Origin of the sequence: Mycolicibacterium arabiense, assembly GCF_010731815.2 — a bacterium.
Taxonomy (GTDB): Bacteria; Actinomycetota; Actinomycetes; order Mycobacteriales; family Mycobacteriaceae; genus Mycobacterium; species Mycobacterium arabiense.
Window position 1 is genome coordinate 3,987,725 of the sequence record NZ_AP022593.1, and the last position, 23,263, is coordinate 4,010,987.

The following is a 23,263-nucleotide window of genomic DNA, read 5'->3' on the forward strand; positions in this document are numbered from 1 at the left end:
GTCTTCGTTACTCAGATCAGAACTTCTCGAGGTCGAACCTGTCGTTGTTCATGACCTTGACCCATGCAGCGACGAAGTCCTCGACGAACTTGCCCTTGCAGTCGTCCTGCGCGTAGACCTCGACCAGTGCGCGCAGCACCGAGTTCGAGCCGAACACCAGGTCGTTGGCCGTGGCGGTCCACTTCAGCTCGCCAGTGGCGCGGTCGCGGCCCTCGTAGACGTTCTCCGAGTTCACCGACGGCTTCCACTCCGTGCTCATGTCGAGCAGGTTGACGAAGAAGTCGTTCGTCAGCACGCCCGGCGTCTGGGTGAAGACACCGTGCTTGGAGCCACCGTGATTCGCGTTCAGCGCACGCAGGCCACCGACGAGGGCGGTCATCTCCGGAGCCGTGAGGTCCAGGAAGTACGCCTTCTCGACGAGCTGCTTCTCCAACGGGGTCTTCTCGCCCGGGCGGACGTAGTTGCGGAACCCGTCGGCGCGCGTCTCGAGGACCTTGAACGACTCGACGTCGGTCTGCTCCTGCGACGCGTCGGTGCGACCCGGCGCGAAGTGCACGTTGATCTCGTAACCCGCGTCCTTGGCGGCCTTCTCGACCGCCGCGGAACCGGCCAGCACGATCAGGTCGGCCAGCGAGATCTTCTTGCCGCCGGAGGCCGACGCGTTGAAGTCCTGCTGGATCTGTCCCAGGGTGGGCAGCACCTTGGCCAGCTCGGCGGGCTCGTTGGCCTCCCAGCTGCGCTGCGGCTCGAGCCGGATGCGTGCGCCGTTGGCACCACCGCGCTTGTCGGTGCCGCGGAAGCTCGAGGCCGACGCCCACGCCGTCTTGACCAACTGCTGAACCGACAGGCCGGAATCGAGCACCTTGCTCTTCAGCGAGGCGATGTCCGACTCGTCGACCAGCGGGTGGTCGACCGCGGGCACCGGGTCCTGCCACAGCTGCGGCTCGGCAACCCACGGGCCGAGGTAACGGCTGATCGGGCCCATGTCGCGGTGGAGCAGCTTGTACCAAGCCTTCGCGAAGGCCTCGTTCATCTCCTCCGGATGGTCGAGCCAGCGGCGGGTGATCTTGCCGTAGATCGGATCGACGCGCATCGAGACGTCGGTGACCAGCATCGTGGGCTTGCGCTTCTTGGTCGGGTCGAACGGATCCGGGATGATCGCCTCGGCGTCCTTCGCCTCGAACTGCCAAGCGCCGGCGGGGCTCTTGGTCAGCTCCCACTCGTTGCCGTACAGGATCTCCAGGTAGCGGTTGCTCCACTTGGTCGGCTTGTCGGTCCACACGACCTCGAGGCCACTGGTGATCGTGTCGCCGGCCTTGCCGGAGGCGAACGCGCACTTCCAGCCCAGACCCTGCTGCTCGATCGGGGCGCCCTCGGGCTCCGGGCCGACCAGGTCGCCGTCACCGGCGCCGTGGGTCTTGCCCAGCGTGTGCCCGCCGACGATCAGCGCGGCGGTCTCCTCGTCGTTCATGGCCATGCGGCCGAAGGTCTCGCGGATGTCGTGGGCGGCGGCCAGCGGATCCGGCTTGCCCTCGGGGCCTTCGGGATTGACGTAGATCAAACCCATGGTGGTGGCGCCGAACGGCTCGGCGAGCTGCCGATCGCCGTCGTTGGTGCCGCCGTAGCGAGAGTCTGTGCCCAGCCAGGTGTCCTCCTGCCCGAAGAGGATCTCCTCGGGCTGGAAGATGTCCTCGCGGCCGAACGCGAAGCCGAAGGTCTCGAAGTCCGCGGACTCGAGCGCGACGTTGCCCGCGAACACGATCAGGTCGGCCCACGAGATCTTGTTGCCGTACTTCTGCTTGACGGGCCACAGCAGGCGGCGCGCCTTGTCCAGGTTGGCGTTGTCGGGCCAGCTGTTGAGCGGGGCGAAGCGCTGCGCGCCCTGACCGCCGCCACCACGGCCGTCGAAGATGCGGTAGGTGCCCGCGGCGTGCCAGCTCATGCGGATGAACAGGCCTGCGTAGCTGCCGTAGTCGGCGGGCCACCAGTCCTGCGAGGTCGTGATGACCTGGAGGACGTCTGCCTTCAGCGCGTCGACGTCGAGCTTCTTGAACTCCTCGGCGTAGTCGAAGTCCTCGCCCAGCGGGTTGCCCTTCGCGGGCTGCTTGTGCAACACCGAGACGTCGACCTGCTCGGGCCACCAGTCCTGGTTCGTCCGCGGGGCGTGCGACGTCGGCTTCGGGGAGTCGATTACCGGGTTCTCGGACTCACTGTGGCTCGCAGTGTTGGCGTCGGAGTGGGGTGGGCGGGCATCGGAGGTATCTGACGACACGTACTTCCCTTTCTTCATTCTTCGGTGGGGCTGCGATCACGGGCTGTGACCTAGGTACTGCGCACTTCAATGCAATCGGGGCACAGGCCCCAGTAGATGACCTCGGCCTCGTCGATGACGAAGCCTTGATCATCCGAAGCGGTGAGGCAGGGCGCGTCGCCGACGGCGCAATCCACGTCGGCGATGACGCCACACGAGCGGCAGACCACGTGATGGTGGTTGTCGCCGACGCGGGTCTCGTAGCGGGCCAGGGACCCGTTGGGCTGGATGCGGCGGATGAGTCCTGCAGCGGTGAGGGCGTTGAGCGCGTCGTAGACGGTCTGGTGCGACACGTCGGGCGTCAACTCCCGCGCGGCACGAATGATGGTCTCGGTCTCGGCGTGCGGGTTGTCGCTGACTGCGCTCATCACGGAGAGGCGTGGCTGGGTGATGCGGAGCTTGGCGCCCCGCAGCAGCAGCCGGTAGTCCGGATCGTCGCTCATCGGATCGAGTCTCCCGCGTTTATTGGAACATTTCAAGAAAACGCTTGAAAAAGGTTGGGTGACGTCCGGGCGTCACGGGTCGATCCTGCCATCCGTCGATCAATTACTGCCAGCGGAATTAACTGCCTGACCTGCGAGTTCTACGTGTCAGACCGGCCGGAGAAACCTCCCCCGGGGCCAGCAGAAGGTCACAGCAGTCAAGGAAGAGGGATCATCATGAAGAAGTCAGCTTTCGCCACCGTCGCAGGATTCGTCGCCACCAGCTTCGCCGCCGCACTGTTCGGGCTCGCCGCCCCCGCATCGGCCGACATCGTGCACCACGACTGGGTGCAGGACATCCAGCAGTCGGCCAACGTCGGCAGCGCCACCTCGACCGTGGGCAACGGCCGCTAGTAGAACCACTTCGAAGGGGCACCCGAATGATCGGGTGCCCCTTCTTAGTGTGTGTGGGTGGGGCGGTCGCGATCTGGCCGCGAGATTGACGCCAGCGTGGTTGCTACTCGCACTTCTGCGCGGTGGGTGCAATCTCGCGGTGCTGGGGGAACTCGTGATGACTTCCGCACCCGTGAGTGGTCTACATCGACGGGGCAGCACGCTCGCCCTGCCGATGGTCGTCCGATCGACGACAATCACGTGCACGGAGGTCACCCATGAACTGGCAGGACGCGCGTCGGAGTTCGGGCAGGCGAGCGTGCGCGCTGCTCGCCGCCAGTTCCGCCGTGCTGCACGCGCTCTCGCTCGGGCACGCGAGCAACCCGGCCATGGCAATCGTGATGACCGGGATGATCGCGGCGTGCCTGTTCTGCGCGCACGACCTCTGGACCCGCGGCACCTCACGCGCCTGGGTGCTGGTCGCCACCATGAACGTCGCGATGATCGCGCTGCACATGCCCACCGCGTCGCACCGGCACGGCGACGTGACCTCGGGCCCCGCTCCCGCATTGCCCGCGGCCTTGGCGGTCGCGACGGTGATCGCCGTCGTCGAGGTGATCGTGGCCGTGGCAGTCCTGGCTCACCGCAGCCGCGGCACGGCCCGCAGGCTCGGCGCCGCCTGACCCGTTAGGGCCCGACCACCGCGATCGCGTCGACCGCGGGCGGGCCGAGCGGAAAGCGCCGGCCACTGTCCTCGATCACCACCGTCCCCGACGGCTCCGGAGCGACCCCGACCTTCGGCACGATCAGCGCGCGCTGACCCGGCACGACCTCGGCCACCTCCAGCGCGACGGTCCGCGGCTGGCCTTCGACGAGTCCGCCGTCGCCGAGCTGCCACGTCAGCGGTGAGTAGTAGCTCTCCGTCTCGCACTGCCACGTCGCGAGGCTCAGCGACATCGGCTTGCCGTCGGGCCACCACATGTCCAGCACCTGAGAGCCGGTGACGAAGTTCGGCGCCGCCACGTCGTAGGTCTCCTGGGAGCCGTCGGCGTCGGACACCACCACCGCGGCCGTACCGCACGAATTGCTGGTCCGGCGGTACAGCGCATAGGCCAGGCGGCTGCCGTCGGGACTGAGCACGGCCGAGGCGACCGGGGTGTTCGCGTCGGCCGTGCCCAGCGACGTCGGCTCGGCGTCGCCGTGCACGGCGTAGAGGGTGTCGGGACCTCCGAAGGGCGATGGCTCCGACTCGGTGCGTGCGACGACGACCGTGCCGTTGCGGGCGGTCAGCAGCGCGGCGTCGGACGCCCCGGCCCGACGCGGCAGGTCGATCTCCTGGCGCAGCGCAGGCTGTCCGGTGGGATCGGCGAGGTCGAGCTGCATCAGCCGGTTCGGCTGCTCCCACCACACGATCGTGCTGCCGCCACCGGTACCGATAGCTGAATCAATGGGCATCGCAACGGCTCTCGACGTCCTGGCCGCCACGTCGAGGACCGTGACGCCGCCGTCGGAGGAACGCGCGAAGACGAACCTGCCGTCCTCGGTCGCCAGCGGGTCGCTCGACGGCGCGAAGCTGCCCGGCGCCGTGGCGACCACCGTCGTTCCGTCGACCAGACCTATCTCGGAGGCCGCGCGATAGGCGAGCAGCGGGCCGGTGGGCTCAGGAGGTGGTGCCGTCGTGGTACCGCAGGCCGCCACCAGGCAGGCGACGGCCGCGAGGATCGACGACACCGTAAGGCGAATGCTTCGATGTCGTTTCTTCACGACTCCCATGTAAGCGGAAATCACCGCGGCGGGCAGAATCGGTGGACGTGACCGACCCCGCTGACACTGCCTCCGACGCCGAATCCTCCGCGCCGGTCGGCCGCCTGGGCGCGACCTCGATCGACTGCCCAGATCCGGCCCGACTCGCCGACTTCTACGGCGCGCTCCTGGGCATGCGCCGCCTGGTGGAGGCACCCGACGGCAGCGTCATCGCGATCGGCGACGGCGCGCAGACGCTGGCGATGATGCGCGTCGACGACTACGTCGCGCCGACCTGGCCGGAGCCCGGACAACTGCAGCAGATGCATCTCGACGTCTCGGTGACCGACCTCGACGACGCAGTGACGCGGGCAGTCGCACTCGGTGCCCGTGAGGCCGGACACCAGCGCGACCCCGGGCGGTGGCGAGTGCTGATCGACCCCGCGGGCCACCCGTTCTGCCTCACCACGGTCGGCGCGAACTGAATCGTCCCCGACGGCCTAAAGTTGGCTGAGTGTCCGAACCGTCCCGCGATGAGCTGAAAGCACTGCGCGGGCGGCTCGACCACCTGACGATCCACGACGCCGCCCGGTTCGGGCGCCGGCTGCGCTCCATGCGCAACGTCACGCCGGAACAGGTGCAGCGGATCACCCAGCAGATCGCGTCCGCCGAAGCGCTCGTCGCCACCCGCGAGTCCGCCGTCCCCCAGGTCACGTACCCGGACCTGCCGGTCAGCGACCGTCGCGACGACATCGCCGCCGCGATCACCGCGAACCAGGTGATCGTCGTCGCCGGCGAGACCGGCTCCGGCAAGACCACGCAGCTGCCGAAGATCTGCCTCGAGCTGGGCCGTGGCGTGCGCGGCACGATCGGTCACACCCAGCCCAGACGCCTCGCCGCCAGGACCGTGGCCCAGCGCGTCGCCGACGAGCTGGGCACCCCGCTCGGCGACGTCGTCGGATACACCGTGCGGTTCACCGACCAGGCCAGCAACCGCACCCTGGTCAAGCTGATGACCGACGGCATCCTGTTGGCCGAGATGCAGCGCGACCGCAGGCTGCTCGCGTACGACACGCTGATCCTCGACGAGGCCCACGAACGTAGCCTCAACATCGACTTCCTGCTGGGGTACCTGCGCGAACTGCTTCCCCGCCGACCCGATCTCAAGGTGATCGTGACGTCGGCGACCATCGAGCCGGAACGCTTCGCCAAGCACTTCGCCGACCGCCACGGCGTCCCCGCGCCCATCGTCGAGGTCTCCGGGCGCACCTATCCCGTCGAGATCCGCTATCGGCCCTTGGAAGTCGAGGTCACCGACGGCGTCGACGCCGACGATCCGGATGACCCCGACCGCGAGATCGTCCGCACCGAGGTGCGCGACCCGACCGAGGCGATCGTCGACGCCGTGCGGGAACTCGAGGCCGAGCCGCCCGGCGACGTGCTGGTGTTCCTCTCCGGCGAACGCGAGATCCGCGACACCACCGAGGCGTTGCGCGACGCGATGCGCGGCGACCGGTTCCAGACCGAGGTGCTGCCGCTCTACGCCCGGTTGCCGACGGCCGATCAGCAGAAGGTGTTCGCGCCGCACACCAACAGAAGAGTCGTGTTGGCCACCAACGTCGCCGAGACGTCGCTGACGGTGCCCGGCGTGCGCTACGTCGTCGATCCCGGTACGGCGCGCATCTCGCGCTACAGCCGCAGGACGAAGGTGCAGCGGCTGCCGATCGAACCGATCTCGCAGGCGTCCGCGTCGCAGCGCGCGGGCCGCTCCGGACGCACGGCCCCGGGCGTGTGCATCCGCTTGTATTCGGAAGCGGACTTCGAATCCCGGCCCCGCTACACCGATCCCGAGATCCTGCGCACCAACCTGGCCGCGGTGATCCTGCAGATGGCCGCGCTCGGGTTGGGCGACGTCGAGGCGTTCCCGTTCCTCGACCCGCCGGAGGCGCGCAGCATCCGCGACGGCGTCACGCTGCTGCAGGAACTCGGCGCCTTCGACCGCAACGGCGCGATCACCGACGTGGGACGACGGCTGGCCAGGCTACCGCTGGACCCGCGCATCGGACGCATGATCCTGCAGGCCGACACCGAGAACTGCGTGCGCGAGGTGTTGATCCTCGCGGCGGCGCTGTCGATTCCCGATCCGCGGGAGCGGCCCGTCGACAAGGAGGAGGCGGCCCGCCAGAAGCATGCCCGGTTCGCCGACGAGCACTCCGACTTCGTGTCGTTCCTCAACCTGTGGCGGTACGTGTCCGAGCAGCGCAGGGAACGCTCCGGCAGCTCGTTCCGGCGGATGTGCCGTGAGGAGTTCCTGCACTACCTGCGCATCCGAGAATGGCAGGACCTCACCGGTCAATTGCGCAGCATCGCCAAGGATCTCGGCATCCACGAACAGGACGAGCCCGCCGACCCGGCCAGCGTGCACGCCGCTCTGACCGCCGGGCTGCTGTCCCACGTGGGGCTGCGCGAGGGCGACTCCCGCGAGTACCAGGGCGCCCGCAACACCAGGTTCGTGCTCGCGCCGGGCTCGGTGCTGACGCGCCGTCCGCCGCGCTGGATCGTGGTCGCGGATCTGGTGGAGACCAGCCGCCTGTTCGGCAGGGTCGCCGCCCGGGTGGAACCCGAGCTGGTGGAGCGCGTCGCGGGAGACCTGGTGCAGCGCACCCACAGCGAGCCGCACTGGGATGCGAACCGCGGGGCGGTGATGGCCTTCGAGCGCGTCACGCTCTTCGGCTTGCCGCTGGTGGCGAGGCGCCGGATCGGCTACGCGCAGATCGATCCCGTGCTGTCGCGCGAGCTGTTCATCCGGCATGCACTGGTGGAACGTGACTGGCAGACCCGTCACCACTTCTTCCGCGACAACGGCCAGCTGCTCGAGGAACTCGCCGAGATCGAAGAGCGGGCCAGGCGCCGCGACCTGCTGGCCGGCGATGACGAGATCTACGCCCTCTACGATGCCCGAATCCCGCCGGACGTGGTGTCGGCGAGGCACTTCGACGCCTGGTGGAAGAAGCAGCGGCACCGGACGCCGGACCTGCTGACGTTCACCCGCGCCGACCTGTTGCGCGGCGACGATGCGCTCGACCAGCCCGACCGGTGGGAGGCGGGCGACCTGTCGCTGCCGATCACCTACAAGTTCGAACCCGGCGCCGAGGACGACGGCATCACGGTGCACGTTCCCGTCGAGGTGCTCGCCCGCCTCGGCGGCGACGAGTTCGCCTGGCACGTGCCGGCATTGCGTGAGGAGCTGATCGCCGCGCTGCTCAAGTCTCTGCCGAAGGAACTGCGGCGCAACTTCGTTCCGGTCCCCGACACGGCCAGGGCTCTGCTGTCGACGCTCGATCCTGGCGACCAGCCGCTGCTCGACGCGCTGCAGCAGGAGTTGCGCAGGCGCACCGGTGTTCTGGTGCCGATCGACGCCTTCGACGTGGAGAAGGTACCTGCCCACCTGCGCGTGACGTTCGCGGTCGAGGGATCCGACGGCTCGGAGGTGGCTCGCGGCAAGGATCTCGACGGGCTCAAGGAACGGCTCGACGCACCGATGCAGCGCGCGGTGGCCGACGTCGTCGCAGGCGGTCTGGCGCGAAAGGGGTTGCGCGGCTGGCCCGACGACCTCGACGAGGTGCCGCGGGTGATCGACAGCACCGGCGGGCGCAACACCGTGCGGGGCTACCCCGCGTTCGTCGACGTGGGCAAGGCCGTGGACCTGACGGTTTTCGCCTCCGAGGTCGAGCAGCGGGCGAGGATGGCACCGGGCGTGCGGCGGCTGGTGCGCCTCGACGTCGCGTCACCGGTGAAGGCGGTGGAGCGGGCACTCGACCTGCGCACGCGACTGGTCGTCGCCGACAATCCCGACGGCTCACTCTCCGCGCTCATCGACGACTGCGCCGACGCCGTCACCGACACCCTGATCACCACACCCGTATGGACGAAGGCAGAATTCGCCGCGTTGCGGACCAAGGTCTCGAAGACACTGGCGCTCAGCACCATCGACGTCATCGGCCGGGTGGCGAAGGTGCTCGGTGCGGCGCACGACGTCCGCCTCGCCCTGCCCGAACGGCCGGTGCCCGCGCAGGCCGCGTCGATCGCCGACGTCCGCGCGCAGCTGGCGCGGCTGCTCCCGGCCGGGTTCGTGACGGCGACGGGGATCGCGCATCTGGCCGACCTCACCCGGTACCTCACCGCGATCGGGCGACGGCTGGAACGCCTGCCGCACGGCGTCAATGCCGACGTCGAGCGGATGGCCCGCGTGCACGCCGTGCAACACGCCTACGACCAACTCGTCGCGGCGCTGTCACCGGCCCGCGCGGCGGCATCCGACGTGAGCGACATCGCCCGCCAGATCGAGGAATTCCGGGTGAGCCTGTGGGCGCAGCAGCTCGGAACCCCGCGCCCGGTCAGCGAGCAGCGCATCTACCGCGCGATCGACGCGGTGCTGGGCTGACGTCACACCTCGAGGCGGGCGCCGATGATGACGGTCCGGTCGACGGGGAGGTGGAAGTGCGCGGCCGCGTCTGCGGTGATGTACGACGTCGCGACGAACAGCCTGGTGCGCCAGGGCGGCATCGTCGGCTCCGAGCACACCACCAACTCCAGCTTGGACAGGAAGTACGAGGCCTCGTCCAAGTCGATGGGGCCCTCGGTCTCGTCGGGGTCGAGGAGGCGCAGCGCCGCGGGGACGTCGGGGCGGTCGAGGTAACCGTAACGGGCCCGGACGAAGATGATGCCGTCACCGACGAGTTCGAGGTCCTCGACCGTCACGCGTTCTGAATCCGGTACGCGCGGAACGGGTTCGACCTCCATCGAGAGGATGACGACGTGCCGGTGCAGGACGTGGTTGTGCTCCACGTTGGCCCGCATCGACAGCGGCGCGGTCTCGTCGCCGCGGTTGAGGAAGATGGCGGTGCCGGGCACGCGCACCAGCGGCGGGTCGCGGTGGAGCAACCCGCCGACGAAAGGCCGCAGCGGTCCCTCGACGTCGGCGCGCTTGCGGGTGACGATGGCCCGTCCCCGCTGCCATGTGGTCATCACGGTGAACGCGGAGATGGCGATCAGCAGGGGCAGCCACGCGCCGTGCACGAGCTTGGTCAGGTTGGCGGCGAAGAACATCAGGTCGACGGCCAGTAGCAGGCCGCCGCCGCCGAGCACCGCCCACAGCGGCCAGTGCCAGCGGGTCCGCGCGTAGTACAGGAACAGCGTCGTCGTGATCGTGATGGTTCCCGTCACCGCCATGCCGAACGCGTAGGCCAGGGCGTCCGACGACCGAAACGCGAACACCAGGATCAGCACGCCGATCAGCAGGACGCCGTTGATGAACGGGACGTAGATCTGCCCGATGGTCGAGGCCGAGGTGTGCGCGATCCGCAGCCGCGGCAGGTAGCCGAGCTGAGCCGCCTGCGAGGCCACCGAGAACGCCCCGGTGATGACGGCCTGGGAGGCGATCACCGTTGCGAGGGTTGCCAGTACGACCATCGGCACCAGCGCCCAGTCCGGTGTCAGGAGGAAGAACGGCGCTTCGACCTTGCTCTCGTCGCCGAGCAGCAGTGCGCCCTGGCCGAGGTAGCTCAGCGTCAGGGCGGGTAGCGCGAGACCCAGCCACCCGATGGTGATGGCCTTGCGGCCGAAGTGGCCCATGTCGGCGTACAGCGCCTCGGCGCCGGTCACGGCCAGCACGACCGCTGCCAGGGCGAAGAAGCCGATGTGGAAGTGGCCGGCCATGAATCCCAATGCGTACGTGGGGGACAGGGCGGCCAGGATCTCGGGCTCGCGGACGATGCCGCCGATGCCGCACGCGCCGATCGCGAGGAACCACACGATCATCACCGGGCCGAAGAAGCGGCCGACGGCGGCGGTGCCGCGGCGCTGGACCGAGAAGAGCAACACGATGATGACGGCCGTGATGGGCACGATCCACGGCGCGAGTTTGGGCTCGACGATCTTGAGGCCCTCGACCGCGGACAGTACGGAGATCGCGGGGGTGATCATGCTGTCGCCGAAGAACAGTGCGGCGCCGAAGATCCCGAGACCCGCGAGCATCAGCGACGTGCGGCGGCCGCGGCCGTGCGCCCGCTGACGCAGCAGCGTGATGAGCGCCATGATGCCGCCCTCGCCGTGGTTGTCCGCCCGCATGACCAGGGTGACGTAGGTGAGGGTGACGATCACCATGACCGACCAAAAGATCAGCGACACGATGCCGTAGACGTGATCGCGGGCGACGGGAACCGGGTGGGGATCGTCGGGATCGAACACCGTCGCGATCGTGTAGATCGGGCTGGTGCCGATGTCGCCAAACACGATGCCCAGCGCGCCGACCACGACGCCCGTCGACAGGCGTGGCGCGTGCGAGGGCGGTGCGGGATTCGCGGGCACGGCGCGATCGTAAGCCCGACCGCCTGTGCGTCGACTGTCCGGACACGCAAGAGGGGCACCCGCGCGTGGCGGGTGCCCCTCGAGGATCGTGCGTGGGTCAGCGGCTCTGGTGCACCGTGGTGTCCGTGTAGGGCACGGTGGCCGTCGGCTGGATCTCGTCGAGCCACGTGTGGTGGTCGATGCCGGCCTGAGCTGGCGCTGCGAGTCCGAGGACCGCTGCGGCCATACCGCTGGCGACGATCGAGGCGAATCCGAACTTCTTCATTGCGTGTGTCACTTCTTTCGATCTATTGAGTTGTACGAACCGTGGCGCTGGTGTCGCGGATCGAACGCTGTGTCGACCGGCGCGAGACGTCGAGCCGGTCTGCCTGTTGTAACCGCTGTGTTACGTCGTTTGATTCCAGTTGTGCGGTAGGCCACATGGGGCTGTCGAGTGTGTGGGTTGTCGACGCGGCCACTCGGGCGATGCATTCGGAAGCCCCACACTCGGCGGGGTCCTAAGACGCAGCGCGCCTGCGGGCCTGGCGCTTCAGCGGCTCCGGCAGCTCGTCGGCGGCCAGGATGCTGGGCATCAGGTCGGGCTCTAGCATCATCGCCCGGTAGACCGTCGCGATCGTCACGCCGTGCTCGGGCCGGTCGAACACCTCGATCTCGTCACCGGCCGCAACGGGCCCTGGCTCGAGCACCCGTAGGTAGGCGCCGGGCGTGCCGCCGTTGGTGAACGTCTTTATCCAGCCGCGGATCCCCATGCGAACCGCGAACGTCTTGCACGGCGTGCGGGGGCGGGTCACCTGCAGCAGCAGTCCGCCCGAGCCCACGCGCCAGCGCTCGCCGATGACGGCGTTGGTGACGTCCACACCCGAGGTGGTGACGTTCTCGCCGAACATGCCGTTGGTGATCTCGCGGTCGATCTGGCTCTGCCAGACGTCGAGGTCCTCGCGGGCGTACGCGTAGACCGCCTGATCGTCGCCGCCGTGGAACTTCGAGTTGCCGATCGAGTCGCCGACGAGACCGCTACCGAGTCCGCCCCGCATCGCGCCGGGGGGACGCACCTCGACCGGTCCGTCGACCGGCCGCTTGTCGATTCCCGTCGTCGCGGCGCGGACGCCGGGACCCACGTGTGCACTGTTCACCGTCAACACCATGGCCACGACGTCGAGGCTAGCTTCAGGGCGCGCCGCGCACCGCCGCGCCGTCCTCCAGCAGCTGCCGCAGCCGGTCCAGCGGCGCCCCGGGGCCGAGCACCAGCCGCTCGTCCTCGGTCTGGTCGGGCGACGTGCCCGCTCCCGGCGGCGGCGCGCCCGCGGGCGGAGGCGGTGGGGGAGCCGCGGCCAGCGGCGGGGGAGCCAGCGGCCGCTCCAGGATCGCGATCTTGTTGGCGAGCCGGTCGGCCGCCTGCTCGCGGACCGTGCGGCGTTCGGGATTGGCGTCGTCGTTGCCCGCGAAGCACCCTGCGGGCGCACCGGTCACGGTGCCCAGCGCGGCCCGATAGCGGACCAGTGCGGCGGGACCGTCACCCGCGCCGACGAACGCATCGCCCCACGCTTCACGCACCAGGGCCAGGTTCACCAGGGCGGGGCATTCGCCGCCTGCCTCGGCGAAGCGTCGCTCGGCTTCGTCGAACCGGCCCTCGAGCGTGGCGAGCGCCCCCGCCCCGAACGACGTGGCGCCGGGGTCGACGACGTCGAAGACCTCCATGGTCGAGACGTCACCGCGCAACGCCTCGGTGTCGCCGCGGGCGAAGTCGTCGGCCGCCGCGTTGCCCGCGATCACCGTGGACACGAGCTTGGCGATCACCAGGACCACGATCAGTACGACCGGCGCCGACCACAGCAGCAGACGTCGGCGTCGATTCAGGTGGGCCGGCCGGGTCACGTGACCACCGCCCTTGTCCTGGACCGCTGCAGGTCGCGCAGCGTCAGCGACAACTCGAGCAGCAGCAGCGCGGCGGCGAGCATCGCAGGCGCCCAATACGTCTCGGTGGGCCGGGCCGACGCGGTGACACCCGACTCCTGCGGTGGCTCACCGGCATCACCGAACATCGCGGCGGTATCGCCCGTGCCGTCGCGCTGCACGAACGGCACGCCCAGCTGCTCGGCGACCGCGCGCAACCGCGGTTCGTCGAGGGTCGAGCGCACTGCAGGACGCCCGGGCAGCGGTGCACCGCGCGTGGTGCCGTAGCCCAGCACCGCGCCGCCGTCGACCGAACCCTCGGCCACGTCGAAGCGACGCTGCGGAGCCTCGGAGGCGCTGGCGCCCGAGCCGACGTAGAACACCAGGTTGTTGGCGCGCGGGAACTGCTGGCGCGCTCCGATCAGCTGATAGCGCAACACGTTTCCCGCGGCCGCGACGTTGGTGAGCGCGACGTCGGCGTCCCCGTACGGCTCCATGGCCGCGAGCACGGACCGCAGACTCCAGGTGTCCTGGGACAACGGCCATTCCAGTGAGGGGCCGGAGGCGAAGGCGATGACGGCGAACCGGGCGTCCGGGTAGCGGTCGACCACCGCGGCGATGTCCTCCCGGGCGGCGTCCATCCGCGTCCGCCCATCCGGGAGGTCGCCGACGCCCATCTCAGGGGAGCGGTCCACTACTAGGAAGACGTTGGGCTGGCCGTCGGCCGCACCGGCGGGCGTGGTCTGCAGGTCGTCGCCGAATACCGGTCGGGCCGCGGCGATCAGCAGCAGCACGACCGCAGCCGTCACCCCCGCCCAGCGCCACACCTGCGTCCGCGTTCGGCGGCGGGCCGAGAGCAGTTGCCGCAGCGACGCGATCCTGGCGACCACCGCGACGGCGGCCACGATCGCCAGCAGGATGGGCGGCAGCACGGGATAGAAGCTCATCGGGACTTCACCGCCAGGGGCACCAGTGACAGCGCCGCCAGTGCCAGCACCGCGACGGCGAGCGGGACGTCGGGAGACTCGGGTGTCGACACCCGCACCGTCTGCCCCGGTGTCGGGGGTGGCGGGGCGTCGCGGATCTCGGCGAGCCGCACCGCGACGTCGCCGCTGGACGATTCGGACTTTCCCCCGGTGGTGCGGGCGAGGTCGTCGAGGGTGGCGTTGCTCGGACCGGTGACGACGGCGTTCACCTGCACCCCGGCGGTCGTGGCCAGCTCGCGCAACTGCTCGGCCCCCACCACTGACGGCCGCGTCTCACCGGGTGCCCGCAGTGTGCTCGGCCCGACGTAGATCAGCGAACGGCGTTGTGCCCCGGCCTCATCGAAGTCGGGAAAGCCGGTGAGGCACAGGGCGAGGACGTCCTCGGTGCTCTCGGCGTAGTTGGCGTAGGACACCGCGGGGGAGAAGTCCCCGCGACGGGCGGCATCGGATCCCGCGTACTCGCCGAAGCGGGCCGCAGCGTACTGGTGGTCGCGGGTCATCGGGATCACCCGTCGATTCGGGGACGTGAGCCCGATGCGCTGGGTGTCGAAGGTCGGGACGTGCCCGGCGAAGAAGCGCATCGCCGCGGCGAGCTGGGGGTCGTCGACCGGTGCACCGGCGCAGACCATCACGTCCTCGGGCTGGCCGGTGTCGGCGTCGTGCGCGGCGGTCGGCAGCCCCGTCGGACGCGCTGCCGCGAGCACCGAGGCGCCGCACGCGAGGACCAGCAGTACCAGGACGGCGATCGTCGCGATCATCCGGCGCCGCACCGCCCGCACGTACGCGGGCAGCCGGGTCAGCCGATCCACGTTGGCCAGCGGGCGCAGTCGGCGACCGTCGTCGCCGGGCATCGCCAACGCGACGACGATGCCCGCGGCGAGCGCAACGCACGCCACGATCACGACCAGCCACCAGGTCAACTCCACGTCAGGATCAACTCCTCGGTGGCGCCGCTGAGTTCGCCGACGTCCTCGGCGGATCGTTCGTTGAACGCAACGTCGTTGAGCCGTGCCAGAATTGGCGCGGCTGGCGCGAGGCTGCCCTTGGCGACCTCCTCGACCTGCATGTACTGCGCTCGCACGCCCGTGAATTCGTGCAGGAACTCGCGCAGGGTACGGCTCAGCTCGGCGCCTGCCGCGGCGTCGGGCAGCTCACCGCTGCGTCTGCGTTCGTCGATCCGGCGGGCCTCGCGCGCGAACCTGCGCCTGACCAGGGCGGCGCGTGCGGACGCGACCAGGCGCGGTCCGGCGTTGCGCTCCGGCGGCATCGTCGTCAGAAACACCGCGACGTACCAACCGATCACCAGGAGCGTCAGCAGCACCGCCAGCCACACCCACGTCGACGACATCGGCGCAGGACCGATGACGAAGCGCAGCAGGTCATCCGGCACGGGCGAACACCCCGGTCATGCCGACGAGGCCGGATCGGATGCCGCGACTGCCCTCGAACACGGCGTAGGGCACGGCGCGCGTGGTCATTGCCTCCCAAAGCGCTTCGCGGCGAGCCTCTTCGGCCTCCTCGTAGGCGGCGACGACGTCGAAGCCGAGATCCACACCGCTCAGCACGTGGGCGCCGCCGTCGACGTCGTAGCCGCCGATGTCGTCGTCGGTCGAACTCACGATGGGGTGGTCGGCCGTCATCGCCCACATCACGTCGTGGCGGGGGGTGAGCCGGGACAGCATGGCGTCGAGGCGCTCACCGGTGTCGGGTTCGTCGGACACCACGACGACGAGGTGACGGTGCCGGTAGTGCTCGCACACCCAACGCAACTGGGTCAGCACGTCGCTGCGACCCGGGTGGTCGCGCACGTGGTCGAGGTACCGGGTCAGCATGTACTCGAGATGCGTTTCGCCGCGGCGCAAGCGAATGTCGACGCAGCCCCTCGAGTCGCCGAAGACCATCCCGATCTGATCGGAGCGGCGCAACGTGATCAGCCCCAGCGCGCCAATCACGTTGGCGGCGACGTCGGCCTTGCGCTCACCGGACGGACTGAGCCCCAGCATGTTCCGTCCCGCGTCGGCGACCACGAGGATCTTGTGGTGCTTCTCTGAGACGAAGCGCTTGATCAGGACGTCGCCGGAGCGGGCGGTCGCCTTCCAGTCGATGTCGCGGACGTCGTCGCCCGGAACGTAGGGCCGGAGGTCGTCGAATTCGAGGCTGCGCGAATGCAACAGCGAATAGCGGCCGCCCTCGAGCAGCCCGTTGGTGTCGCGGCCGAAGAACGCCTTGGCGCGGTCGAGATGTCTACCCACGAGACGCGTCCTAGGGCACCCGCACCGCGCGCAGCACCGCGTCGACGACGAGGTCCGGCGTGATGCGTTGGCTCACGGCCTCGAAGCCCAGGATCAGCCGGTGCCGCAGCACGCGGTGGGCCAGCGCGGCGATGTCCTCGGGCATGACGTGACCGCGGCCGCGCAGCAGCGCCAGCGCGCGGGCGCTGCGGCAGAAGGCGATCGTCGCGCGGGGGCTGGCGCCGTACTCGATGAGGCGGGCCATCTCGCCGGGCAGGAACTCCTCGGGTACGCGAGTCACCTCGACGAGCCGGCTGGCGTACTGGATGAGGGCGCGGTCCATGTGCACCGACCCCGCGACGCGCTGCGCGTGCCGGATGGCGTCGAGTTCGACCGCGGGCGGGGTACGGTGGGCGCGTTCGTAGAGCCCGGCGTCCATCCGGGAGATCACCTCGACCTCCTCGTCGGCAGACGGGTAGCGGACCAGTTCCTTGAGCATGAAGCGGTCGGTCTGTGCCTCGGACAGCGGATAGGTGCCCTCCTGGTCGACCGGGTTCTGCGTGGCCATGACGAGGAACGGGTCGGGCAGCGGGTACTCGACGCCCGCGATCGTGGTCTGGCGTTCCTCCATCGCCTCGAGCATCGCGCTCTGGGTCTTGGCGCTCGAGCGGTTGATCTCGTCGAGCAGCACGACGTTCGCGTGCACCGGGCCGAGTTGGGTGACGAAGGCGTTGTTGGCCGCCTCGTAGATCTGGGTGCCGACGATGTCGCTCGGCAGCAGGTCGGGCGTGCACTGGATGCGCCGGAACTCGCCGCGGATGGACTCGGCGACCACGCGTGCGGCGGTGGTCTTGGCCAGGCCGGGCACGCTCTCGATCAGCAGGTGACCGCCCGCCAATAAGGCGACGAGCATCGACTCACGCAGGTGGAGTTGGCCCACCACCTTCGCGGAGAACGCGGCGGCGACGGCATCCACCGTGCGCAACGCCGCGTCCAGGTCGGTTCGCTCGAGCTGTGTGCGTGCTGCGGTCATGAATCCTTCCGAAGGTGGCTTGCCCGACGCCCGTGTTTACCCGACCAGGCTAGTTTCATGCCCGCGCGTCCAGCGGAACCCGCCGTTCACGGTCGGATTCCGGCCACACGTACGGCAGATCGTCGGCTACGTCACCGAACAGCGGGCGGTAGAACTCCGGGTCCTTGCGCACCAGCGCGGACTGGTGGCTGAGGTGGAAGTCGGCGTTGCCGAGCCACGGCGGCAGGTCGCCCGATTCGGCCAGTCTGCGCTGGTCACGGACCTCGTCGATGCCCGTGGCGGCGTGCAGGTCGGCCAGCAGCGTCGCCGCCGTGGTGTCCGCGTGGCCGAGCCGCACCCACGCCTCGCTGGTCACCAGCCCGTAGCGGACCAGCGCCTCCTCGTAGCCCGCCCACATCGCCGCGGCAGGGTGGCGACGCCAGCCGTAGCCCGGCACCACGAGCCCCCGCAGGACCTGCACGGTCTCGGCGCGCTGTTTGCCGAGCCGCTTGCGATCGAGGTGGGCGGCCGATTCGCTGAAGTCCGGGTACGGGAGGAACGTCTGCATCCGGGTCGGATACCCGATCGACGGTAGGTTCTCCACTGTCATGTTGGCTCTCCTCCTTCCGCTGGTCGGGTTCGCGTTCCTCGACTCGCTCAACGTCCTCAACCTGGGCGTGACGACCGCGGTGGTGTACGACAGCCGCCTCAGCCGCAGGTCACCGCTGCCCGCGGGGGTGAGCTTCATCGTCGGCGTGCTGACGGCGACCACGGTGTTCGGCGTGCTCACCGTGGTGGGCCTGAACCTGCTGACCGACCGCGTTGGCTTCGAGGTGACGCCCACGGTCCGGTACTGGGGCCAGCTGGCCGTCGGGCTGGTGCTCATCGCCCTCGCTGCCGCATCCGGGCAGGCCCGCGGTGTGGCGCCACCGGACCGGGTGGTTCAGGCCGCACGGCGCAATCCCTGGCTGTTCGCGATCGTGGGGCTGGCGGTGGGGTTCGGTCAGTCCGCCACGTCGGTGCCGTACCTGAGCGCGCTGGCGCTGATCTCGGCGCACGACCCGATGCCGTTCGCGTGGCCGGTGCTGGTGCTCGGCTACTGCGCCATCGCATTGTCGTTCTCGGTGTTCGTCCTGTGCCTGTCGACGGTGCGGACCATGCGGGCCCGACGGGTCCAGCGACACCTCGTCCGGGCGATCACCCGGTACGGCCCGCCCGTCATCCGTGGCCTGTTCCTCGTCGTCGGGGTGGTCCTCGTGGTGGGTGCGCTGCTGAACTACCGGGCGCTGTTCTAGCGCTGCCCTCACACCAGGGCGACGGCCCGGGTCGGCGAGTCGCGCAGGCGCTCGGCATCGCGGCCGGGCGGCACTCCGAACAGCCTGCGGTATTCGCGATTGAACTGTGACGGGCTGTCGTAGCCGACGGCGTGACCGATGCCCGCGACGTCACCGGGGCGGGCGAGCAGCAGCGACCGGGCATGTTGGAGCCGGATGCACTTCTGGAACTGCAGCGGCGTCATGGCGGTCACCCCGCGGAAGTGGCGGTGGTACGCCGACGAACTCATGCCGGCCATGCTCGCCAGGTCGTCGATGCGCAGCGGCTGGGCGTAGTTGTCACGCAGCCAGCTGATGGTCCGGCTGACGTGCGCGAGATTGCCGTCCGCCGAACCGATCTGACGCAGCGTCGGGCCCAGCGGACCGGTCAGCACACGCCACAGGATCTCCCGCTCGATCAGGGGGGCCAGGACTGCGGCATCGTCGGGCCGTTCGAGGAGGCGGAGCATGCGGGCGACGGCGTCGAGCAGGTCGACGTCGGCGTCACCGGTGGTGATGGCGGACTCGGGATCGTCGGTGCGCCTACGCCGTTCGCCCGGCGCGCGAAGCATCAGCGCGGCGATCTCGGCGGGCCGAAGTGCCAGGCCGAAGCCGAGTGACGGCGATGTCGCGCTGGTGTCGACGTAGTGGCCCGTGACGGGCACCGTGGCCGCGACCAGTAGACATTGGCCCGCCCGGTACTCGTAGGCCCGGTCGCCCAGCAGGAGACGCTTGCCGCCCTGGGCCATGACGACCAGCAGGGGCTCGGTGAGCGTGTAGTCGGGGGTGGAACCGTCGGTCGTCACCTTCGACAGCAGCACGCCGTCGATGGAGGTGGTCATGTCGGGGCGGGCGTGGCGCGCGATGCGATCGCCGATCTCGGCGAGCAGTGCGGCGCGTGTGTGCACTGCCCGATCGTCTCGTATTCGACAGGATCGTGCAAGAGCCTGCAGCGATCGATCTACCGCGACCGCTCGTACGCGCATTGAATGGAGCCATCCAAAACGCAACGCTAGGAGATGGATTCATGTCGCTCGATCACTACATCACCCTCGGCCGGTCCGGACTGCGGGTCAGCCCGTTCGCGCTCGGCGCGATGACGTTCGGCAACGACCCGGGCGGCGCGGGGACCTCCGTCGAGGAGTCCGAACGCATCCTCGAGACGTACCTCGACCTCGGCGGAAACTTCGTCGACACCGCGAACTTCTACACCAACGGCCACTCCGAGAAGATCCTCGGCGATTGGTTCGCAGCCCGGCCCGGTAGGCGCGACCACGTGGTGCTGGCGTCGAAGTCCTTCACCAACATGCACCCCGGCGACCCGAACGGCGGCGGTGCGGGACGGTCGTCGATCCGCGCCCAGCTCCGCGAGACGCTGCGCCGGCTGAACACCGACTACCTCGACGTGTACTGGATGCACAACTGGGACCGGCACACGCCGATCGAGGAGACGATGTCGACGCTGGACGACCTCGTCCGGGCGGGCACCATCCGCTACGTCGGGTCCTCGAACACCCCGGCGTGGGTCACCGCGCAGGCGCAGACCACCGCACTGCTGAAGGGGTGGGCGCCACTGATCGCCCTGCAGGTCGAGTACTCACTGCTCGCCCGCACCGTCGAGGGCGAACTGGCACCGCTTGCGCTGGACACCGGCATGGCACTGGTCCCGTGGAGTCCGCTGAAGAACGGCTTCCTGTCGGGCAAGTACCGGCGCGGGGCGGCGGTCACCGACTCCGCCCGCGTCGAGTTCGTGGGCGGGCCGTCCGACGACGAGTTCCGGGTCATCGAGGCGGTCGCCGACGTGGCAGCCGAGGCCGGCGTCTCCTCGGCCGCCGTCTCGCTGGCCTGGCTGCGGGCGCGACCGGGCACCGTGGTGCCGATCATCGGGGCGCGGCGCCTCGAGCACCTCACCGCCAACCTCGCCGGGCTGGAGGTGACGCTCACCGACGCCCAGATCGCCAGGTTGGACGACGCGTCGGCCCCCGCGCTGAGCTACCCCGCAGCGCTCAACGGGGACATGGCCACGATGCTGCAGTTCGCGGGCGCCACGGTCGACGGACGACCATCTGCGGTCTACCCGCCGCTGCTGGCCAGTGACGTCAGGTACTAGCTAGTGCTAGGCGCTCTTCCCATCGGCTACTCGCGGCGGACGGTCCGCGGTCGCGACGTCGAGTACCAGCTCGGCGACGCGATTGCGGTGCTGTTCGGGACTGCCCAGCAGTGCGGCGTCGGTGGTCGCGCGCTTGTAGTACAGGTGCGCCTGGTGCTCCCAGGTGAACCCGATGCCGCCGTGCACCTGGATGGTGTCGGTCGCGACGCGGGCGAAGGCCGCCGAGCACACCGCCTGGGCGATGCTCGCCTCAAGCGCCGGGTCGCCTGCGCCGTCGGCCAGCGCCCACACCGCGTGGTACGCGGCCGACTGGGCGTGCTCCACCTCGACGAGCAGGTCGGCCAGCTTGTGCTTCACGGCCTGGAACGACCCGATGGGCCTGCCGAACTGCAGCCGGGTCTTGGCGTACTCGACGGACAGGTCCAGCAGATGCCGTGCGGCGCCGACCTGTTCGACGGCCAGCAGCGCCGACCCCACCTGGAGGGCATGGTCGATCACGCGGACCGCATCGTCCGGGCCCGCCACCAGCTTCGCCGGGGCATCGGTGAACTCGACGTCGGCCTGCGGCCGGGTCAGGTCGAGGGTGGCCAGCGAAACCCGTTGCACGCCGGCTGAATTCGTGTCGACGGCGAACAGGGCGACGCCGTCCGGGCCCGTCGCGGCGACCAGCAGGTCGTCCGCCGACGGGGCGTCGACGACACGCGGCACCGTTCCGGTCAGCGTCCAGTCCTCGCCTGCCGCCGACGCGGTGACGGTGACCGCGGCCGGATCGAACGCGCCGGCCCGGTCGCCAACGACGAAGGCCGCCGTGCGCGTGCCCTCGATCAACTCGGCAAGCAGAGCGTCGCGGACCGGACCGCCCGACGCGGCGACCAGTGCCGGGATGGCCAGGTACACCGTGCCGAACAGCGGCCCGCATGCCAGTGCGGCGCCGAGCCGCTCGACGGCCACGGCCTGATCCATCAGCGAACCGCCAACGCCCCCATCGGCTTCGGGGACGGACAGGCCGAGCACGCCCAGCTCGCCGCCGAGCCGCGCCCACGCCTTGCGGTCAAACGGCGGGTCTGACTCCATGAGCCGGCGCACGGCCGCCTCGTCGAAGTGTTCGGCGCAGAACCGGCTCACCGCCTCGCGCAGTTGGGCCTGCTCGTCGGTGAAGATGAATGCGTTGGCGGAATCAGCCGGGCTGCTGGGCTGATCCGCAAGCTTCTCAGCCACGGGGAATCTCCTTCCAGGGCATGCCGGCATCGGCACGCAGATCGCCTGGCAGGCCGAGGATGCGCTCGCCGAGGATGTTTCGCATGACTTCCGAGGTGCCACCCTCGATGGTGTTGGCCCGGCTGCGCAGGAACCGCTGCTGAATCGGTCCGCGCCAATCGGATTCGTTCTCCGGATCCCTACCCGAGCTATAGCCGTGGTAGAGCGTGCCCTCGGGTCCGAGCAGGTCCATGCAGAATTGATAGATCAGCTGGTTCAGCTCGGCGCCCACCATCTTGCCGATCGAGCCCTCCGGCCCGGGTCCGCCCATCGTGGCCGCTGCCCGCGACCGCTCCGAGGTGAGCCGCTGCGCCTCGGACCGCAGCCACAGCTGGGTCAGCCGGTCGCGCAGTACCGGGGTGTGCAGATCGGGCCGCGCTGCCCACAGCGAGACGGCCTCGGAAATGGTGCCCGCGCCGCGCCTGCTACCGCTGCCGCCGAGTGCGCTGCGCTCGTTCATCAGCGTCGTCATCGCGACGTTCCACCCGTTGCCGACCGCACCGAGCCGGTGGGCGTCGGGGATGCGGGCGTCGGAGAAGTACACCTCGTTGAACTCGGCCTGGCCGGTGAGCTGCCGCAGCGGGCGCGTCTCCACGCCGGGGCCGTGCATGTCGACGACGAAGTACGTGAGGCCCTTGTGCTTGGCCACGTTCGGGTCGGTGCGGGCGAGCAGCAGACCCCACCGGGCGCGGTGGGCGAGGCTGGTCCACACCTTCTGCCCGTTGACGACCCATTCGTCGCCGTCGGGCACCGCGGACGTCGCGAGCCCGGCCAGGTCGGAACCGGCGCCCGGCTCCGAGAACAGCTGACACCAGATGTGCTCGGTGCTGGCCAGCGGGCGCAGCCACGACTTCTTGAGGTCGTCGTCCTGGGCGTGCTCGCGAATCGTCGGTGCCGCCATGCCGTAGCCCATCGGGTTCAGGCCAAGGGGGACCGGGCCGCCTGCGCCCTGCAGGATGCCGTCGGCGACGGCCTGCAGGCGCCGCGAGACGCCGAGGCCGCCGAAGCCCTCGGGGAAGTGGACCCAGGAGAGGCCGGCGTCGTAGCAGGCGGCGAGGTACTCGGGAATCGGAACGGACTTCGGGTCGTGTTCGGCGACCACCCGGTGGGCGAGGTCGGCGACCCGGTCGACATCAGCGTCGTTGCTCATCTGCCCACGATAGGAAGTCGACACCCGTCAAGAAAGAGCGGGGGGTCGATGCGGCCCAATTCGCTCGCCAGGT

At 69.7% G+C, this 23,263-nt stretch carries 22 protein-coding genes; 6 read left to right on the forward strand and 16 right to left on the reverse strand.

Translation table 11 applies throughout. The annotated features are described in order from the left end of the window. Window positions 1-16 precede the first annotated feature (16 nt). Window positions 17-2,272 (reverse strand): catalase/peroxidase HPI, encoded by a 2,256-nt coding sequence (katG, locus tag G6N61_RS20765; protein WP_163920485.1) that lies wholly within the window; start codon window positions 2,270-2,272, stop codon window positions 17-19. Between the two features lie 50 nt (window positions 2,273-2,322). Next, window positions 2,323-2,754 carry a Fur family transcriptional regulator gene (locus G6N61_RS20770; RefSeq protein ID WP_163920487.1) on the reverse strand — a complete coding sequence of 144 codons (432 nt, stop codon included), beginning with the start codon at window positions 2,752-2,754 and terminating at the stop codon, window positions 2,323-2,325. 216 nt (window positions 2,755-2,970) lie between these two features. On the opposite strand from G6N61_RS20770, the gene G6N61_RS20775 reads away from it, so the two are divergent. Next, window positions 2,971-3,147 (forward strand): hypothetical protein, encoded by a 177-nt coding sequence (locus G6N61_RS20775; RefSeq protein WP_170314483.1) that lies wholly within the window; start codon window positions 2,971-2,973, stop codon window positions 3,145-3,147. A 257-nt stretch (window positions 3,148-3,404) separates the two neighbouring features. Next, window positions 3,405-3,809: a hypothetical protein gene (locus tag G6N61_RS20780; RefSeq protein ID WP_163920489.1), complete on the forward strand. Its 405-nt coding sequence runs from the start codon at window positions 3,405-3,407 to the stop codon at window positions 3,807-3,809. A 4-nt stretch (window positions 3,810-3,813) separates the two neighbouring features. Here the strand turns inward: G6N61_RS20780 and G6N61_RS20785 are convergent, their stop codons facing one another. Continuing rightward, window positions 3,814-4,857: a hypothetical protein gene (locus tag G6N61_RS20785; RefSeq protein ID WP_235887223.1), complete on the reverse strand. Its 1,044-nt coding sequence runs from the start codon at window positions 4,855-4,857 to the stop codon at window positions 3,814-3,816. Window positions 4,858-4,937: 80 nt separating this feature from the next. Between G6N61_RS20785 and G6N61_RS20790 the strand changes: the two genes are divergently transcribed. Then, complete coding sequence (locus G6N61_RS20790) at window positions 4,938-5,354, forward strand: VOC family protein (protein ID WP_163920492.1); 417 nt, start codon at window positions 4,938-4,940, stop codon at window positions 5,352-5,354. A 29-nt stretch (window positions 5,355-5,383) separates the two neighbouring features. Further along, window positions 5,384-9,313 (forward strand): ATP-dependent RNA helicase HrpA, encoded by a 3,930-nt coding sequence (hrpA, locus tag G6N61_RS20795; protein ID WP_163920493.1) that lies wholly within the window; start codon window positions 5,384-5,386, stop codon window positions 9,311-9,313. Window positions 9,314-9,315: 2 nt separating this feature from the next. Here the strand turns inward: hrpA and G6N61_RS20800 are convergent, their stop codons facing one another. The 10 genes from G6N61_RS20800 to G6N61_RS20845 all read right to left on the reverse strand — a co-directional run bounded on the left by G6N61_RS20800 (window position 9,316) and on the right by G6N61_RS20845 (window position 17,928). Continuing rightward, entirely contained in the window at window positions 9,316-11,238 is a 1,923-nt protein-coding gene (locus tag G6N61_RS20800) for a potassium transporter Kup (protein WP_235887224.1), read from the reverse strand. 97 nt (window positions 11,239-11,335) lie between these two features. After that, window positions 11,336-11,503: a hypothetical protein gene (locus G6N61_RS20805; protein WP_170314484.1), complete on the reverse strand. Its 168-nt coding sequence runs from the start codon at window positions 11,501-11,503 to the stop codon at window positions 11,336-11,338. A 232-nt stretch (window positions 11,504-11,735) separates the two neighbouring features. Then, window positions 11,736-12,389: an MOSC domain-containing protein gene (locus tag G6N61_RS20810; protein ID WP_407666276.1), complete on the reverse strand. Its 654-nt coding sequence runs from the start codon at window positions 12,387-12,389 to the stop codon at window positions 11,736-11,738. A gap of 16 nt (window positions 12,390-12,405) precedes the next feature. Continuing rightward, complete coding sequence (locus G6N61_RS20815; RefSeq protein WP_163920494.1) at window positions 12,406-13,113, reverse strand: hypothetical protein; 708 nt, start codon at window positions 13,111-13,113, stop codon at window positions 12,406-12,408. Beyond that, the gene (locus tag G6N61_RS20820) at window positions 13,110-14,078 is read right to left on the reverse strand and encodes a vWA domain-containing protein (RefSeq protein WP_163920495.1); all 969 of its coding nucleotides are present in this window, start codon (window positions 14,076-14,078) and stop codon (window positions 13,110-13,112) included. Before G6N61_RS20820 ends, G6N61_RS20815 begins: the two co-directional genes overlap by 4 nt. Beyond that, window positions 14,075-15,043, reverse strand: a complete 969-nt coding sequence (locus tag G6N61_RS20825; RefSeq protein ID WP_163920496.1) for a hypothetical protein — start codon at window positions 15,041-15,043, stop codon at window positions 14,075-14,077. Before G6N61_RS20825 ends, G6N61_RS20820 begins: the two co-directional genes overlap by 4 nt. Further along, complete coding sequence (locus tag G6N61_RS20830; protein ID WP_163920497.1) at window positions 15,034-15,507, reverse strand: hypothetical protein; 474 nt, start codon at window positions 15,505-15,507, stop codon at window positions 15,034-15,036. Before G6N61_RS20830 ends, G6N61_RS20825 begins: the two co-directional genes overlap by 10 nt. Next, a complete protein-coding gene (locus G6N61_RS20835) occupies window positions 15,497-16,369 on the reverse strand; it encodes a DUF58 domain-containing protein (protein ID WP_163920498.1) in 873 nt (290 codons plus the stop codon). Before G6N61_RS20835 ends, G6N61_RS20830 begins: the two co-directional genes overlap by 11 nt. Before the next feature lie 10 nt (window positions 16,370-16,379). Continuing rightward, window positions 16,380-17,381, reverse strand: coding sequence for an AAA family ATPase (locus G6N61_RS20840; RefSeq protein WP_163920500.1), 1,002 nt, complete (start codon window positions 17,379-17,381; stop codon window positions 16,380-16,382). 55 nt (window positions 17,382-17,436) lie between these two features. Further along, entirely contained in the window at window positions 17,437-17,928 is a 492-nt protein-coding gene (locus tag G6N61_RS20845) for an MSMEG_6728 family protein (protein WP_163924982.1), read from the reverse strand. Window positions 17,929-17,968: 40 nt separating this feature from the next. On the opposite strand from G6N61_RS20845, the gene G6N61_RS20850 reads away from it, so the two are divergent. Further along, the gene (locus tag G6N61_RS20850) at window positions 17,969-18,655 is read left to right on the forward strand and encodes a GAP family protein (protein ID WP_163920503.1); all 687 of its coding nucleotides are present in this window, start codon (window positions 17,969-17,971) and stop codon (window positions 18,653-18,655) included. Window positions 18,656-18,663: 8 nt separating this feature from the next. Here the strand turns inward: G6N61_RS20850 and G6N61_RS20855 are convergent, their stop codons facing one another. After that, on the reverse strand, window positions 18,664-19,581 hold the full coding sequence (locus G6N61_RS20855) for an AraC family transcriptional regulator (RefSeq protein WP_235887225.1): 918 nt from the start codon (window positions 19,579-19,581) through the stop codon (window positions 18,664-18,666). Window positions 19,582-19,700: 119 nt separating this feature from the next. Here G6N61_RS20855 and G6N61_RS20860 point away from each other — a divergent pair, with 119 nt between their 5' ends. Next, entirely contained in the window at window positions 19,701-20,783 is a 1,083-nt protein-coding gene (locus G6N61_RS20860; RefSeq protein ID WP_163920507.1) for an aldo/keto reductase, read from the forward strand. A 6-nt stretch (window positions 20,784-20,789) separates the two neighbouring features. Here the strand turns inward: G6N61_RS20860 and G6N61_RS20865 are convergent, their stop codons facing one another. Further along, window positions 20,790-22,001, reverse strand: coding sequence for an acyl-CoA dehydrogenase family protein (locus G6N61_RS20865; protein ID WP_235887226.1), 1,212 nt, complete (start codon window positions 21,999-22,001; stop codon window positions 20,790-20,792). After that, the gene (locus tag G6N61_RS20870; RefSeq protein WP_163920509.1) at window positions 21,994-23,190 is read right to left on the reverse strand and encodes an acyl-CoA dehydrogenase family protein; all 1,197 of its coding nucleotides are present in this window, start codon (window positions 23,188-23,190) and stop codon (window positions 21,994-21,996) included. Before G6N61_RS20870 ends, G6N61_RS20865 begins: the two co-directional genes overlap by 8 nt. Window positions 23,191-23,263: the final 73 nt, after the last annotated feature.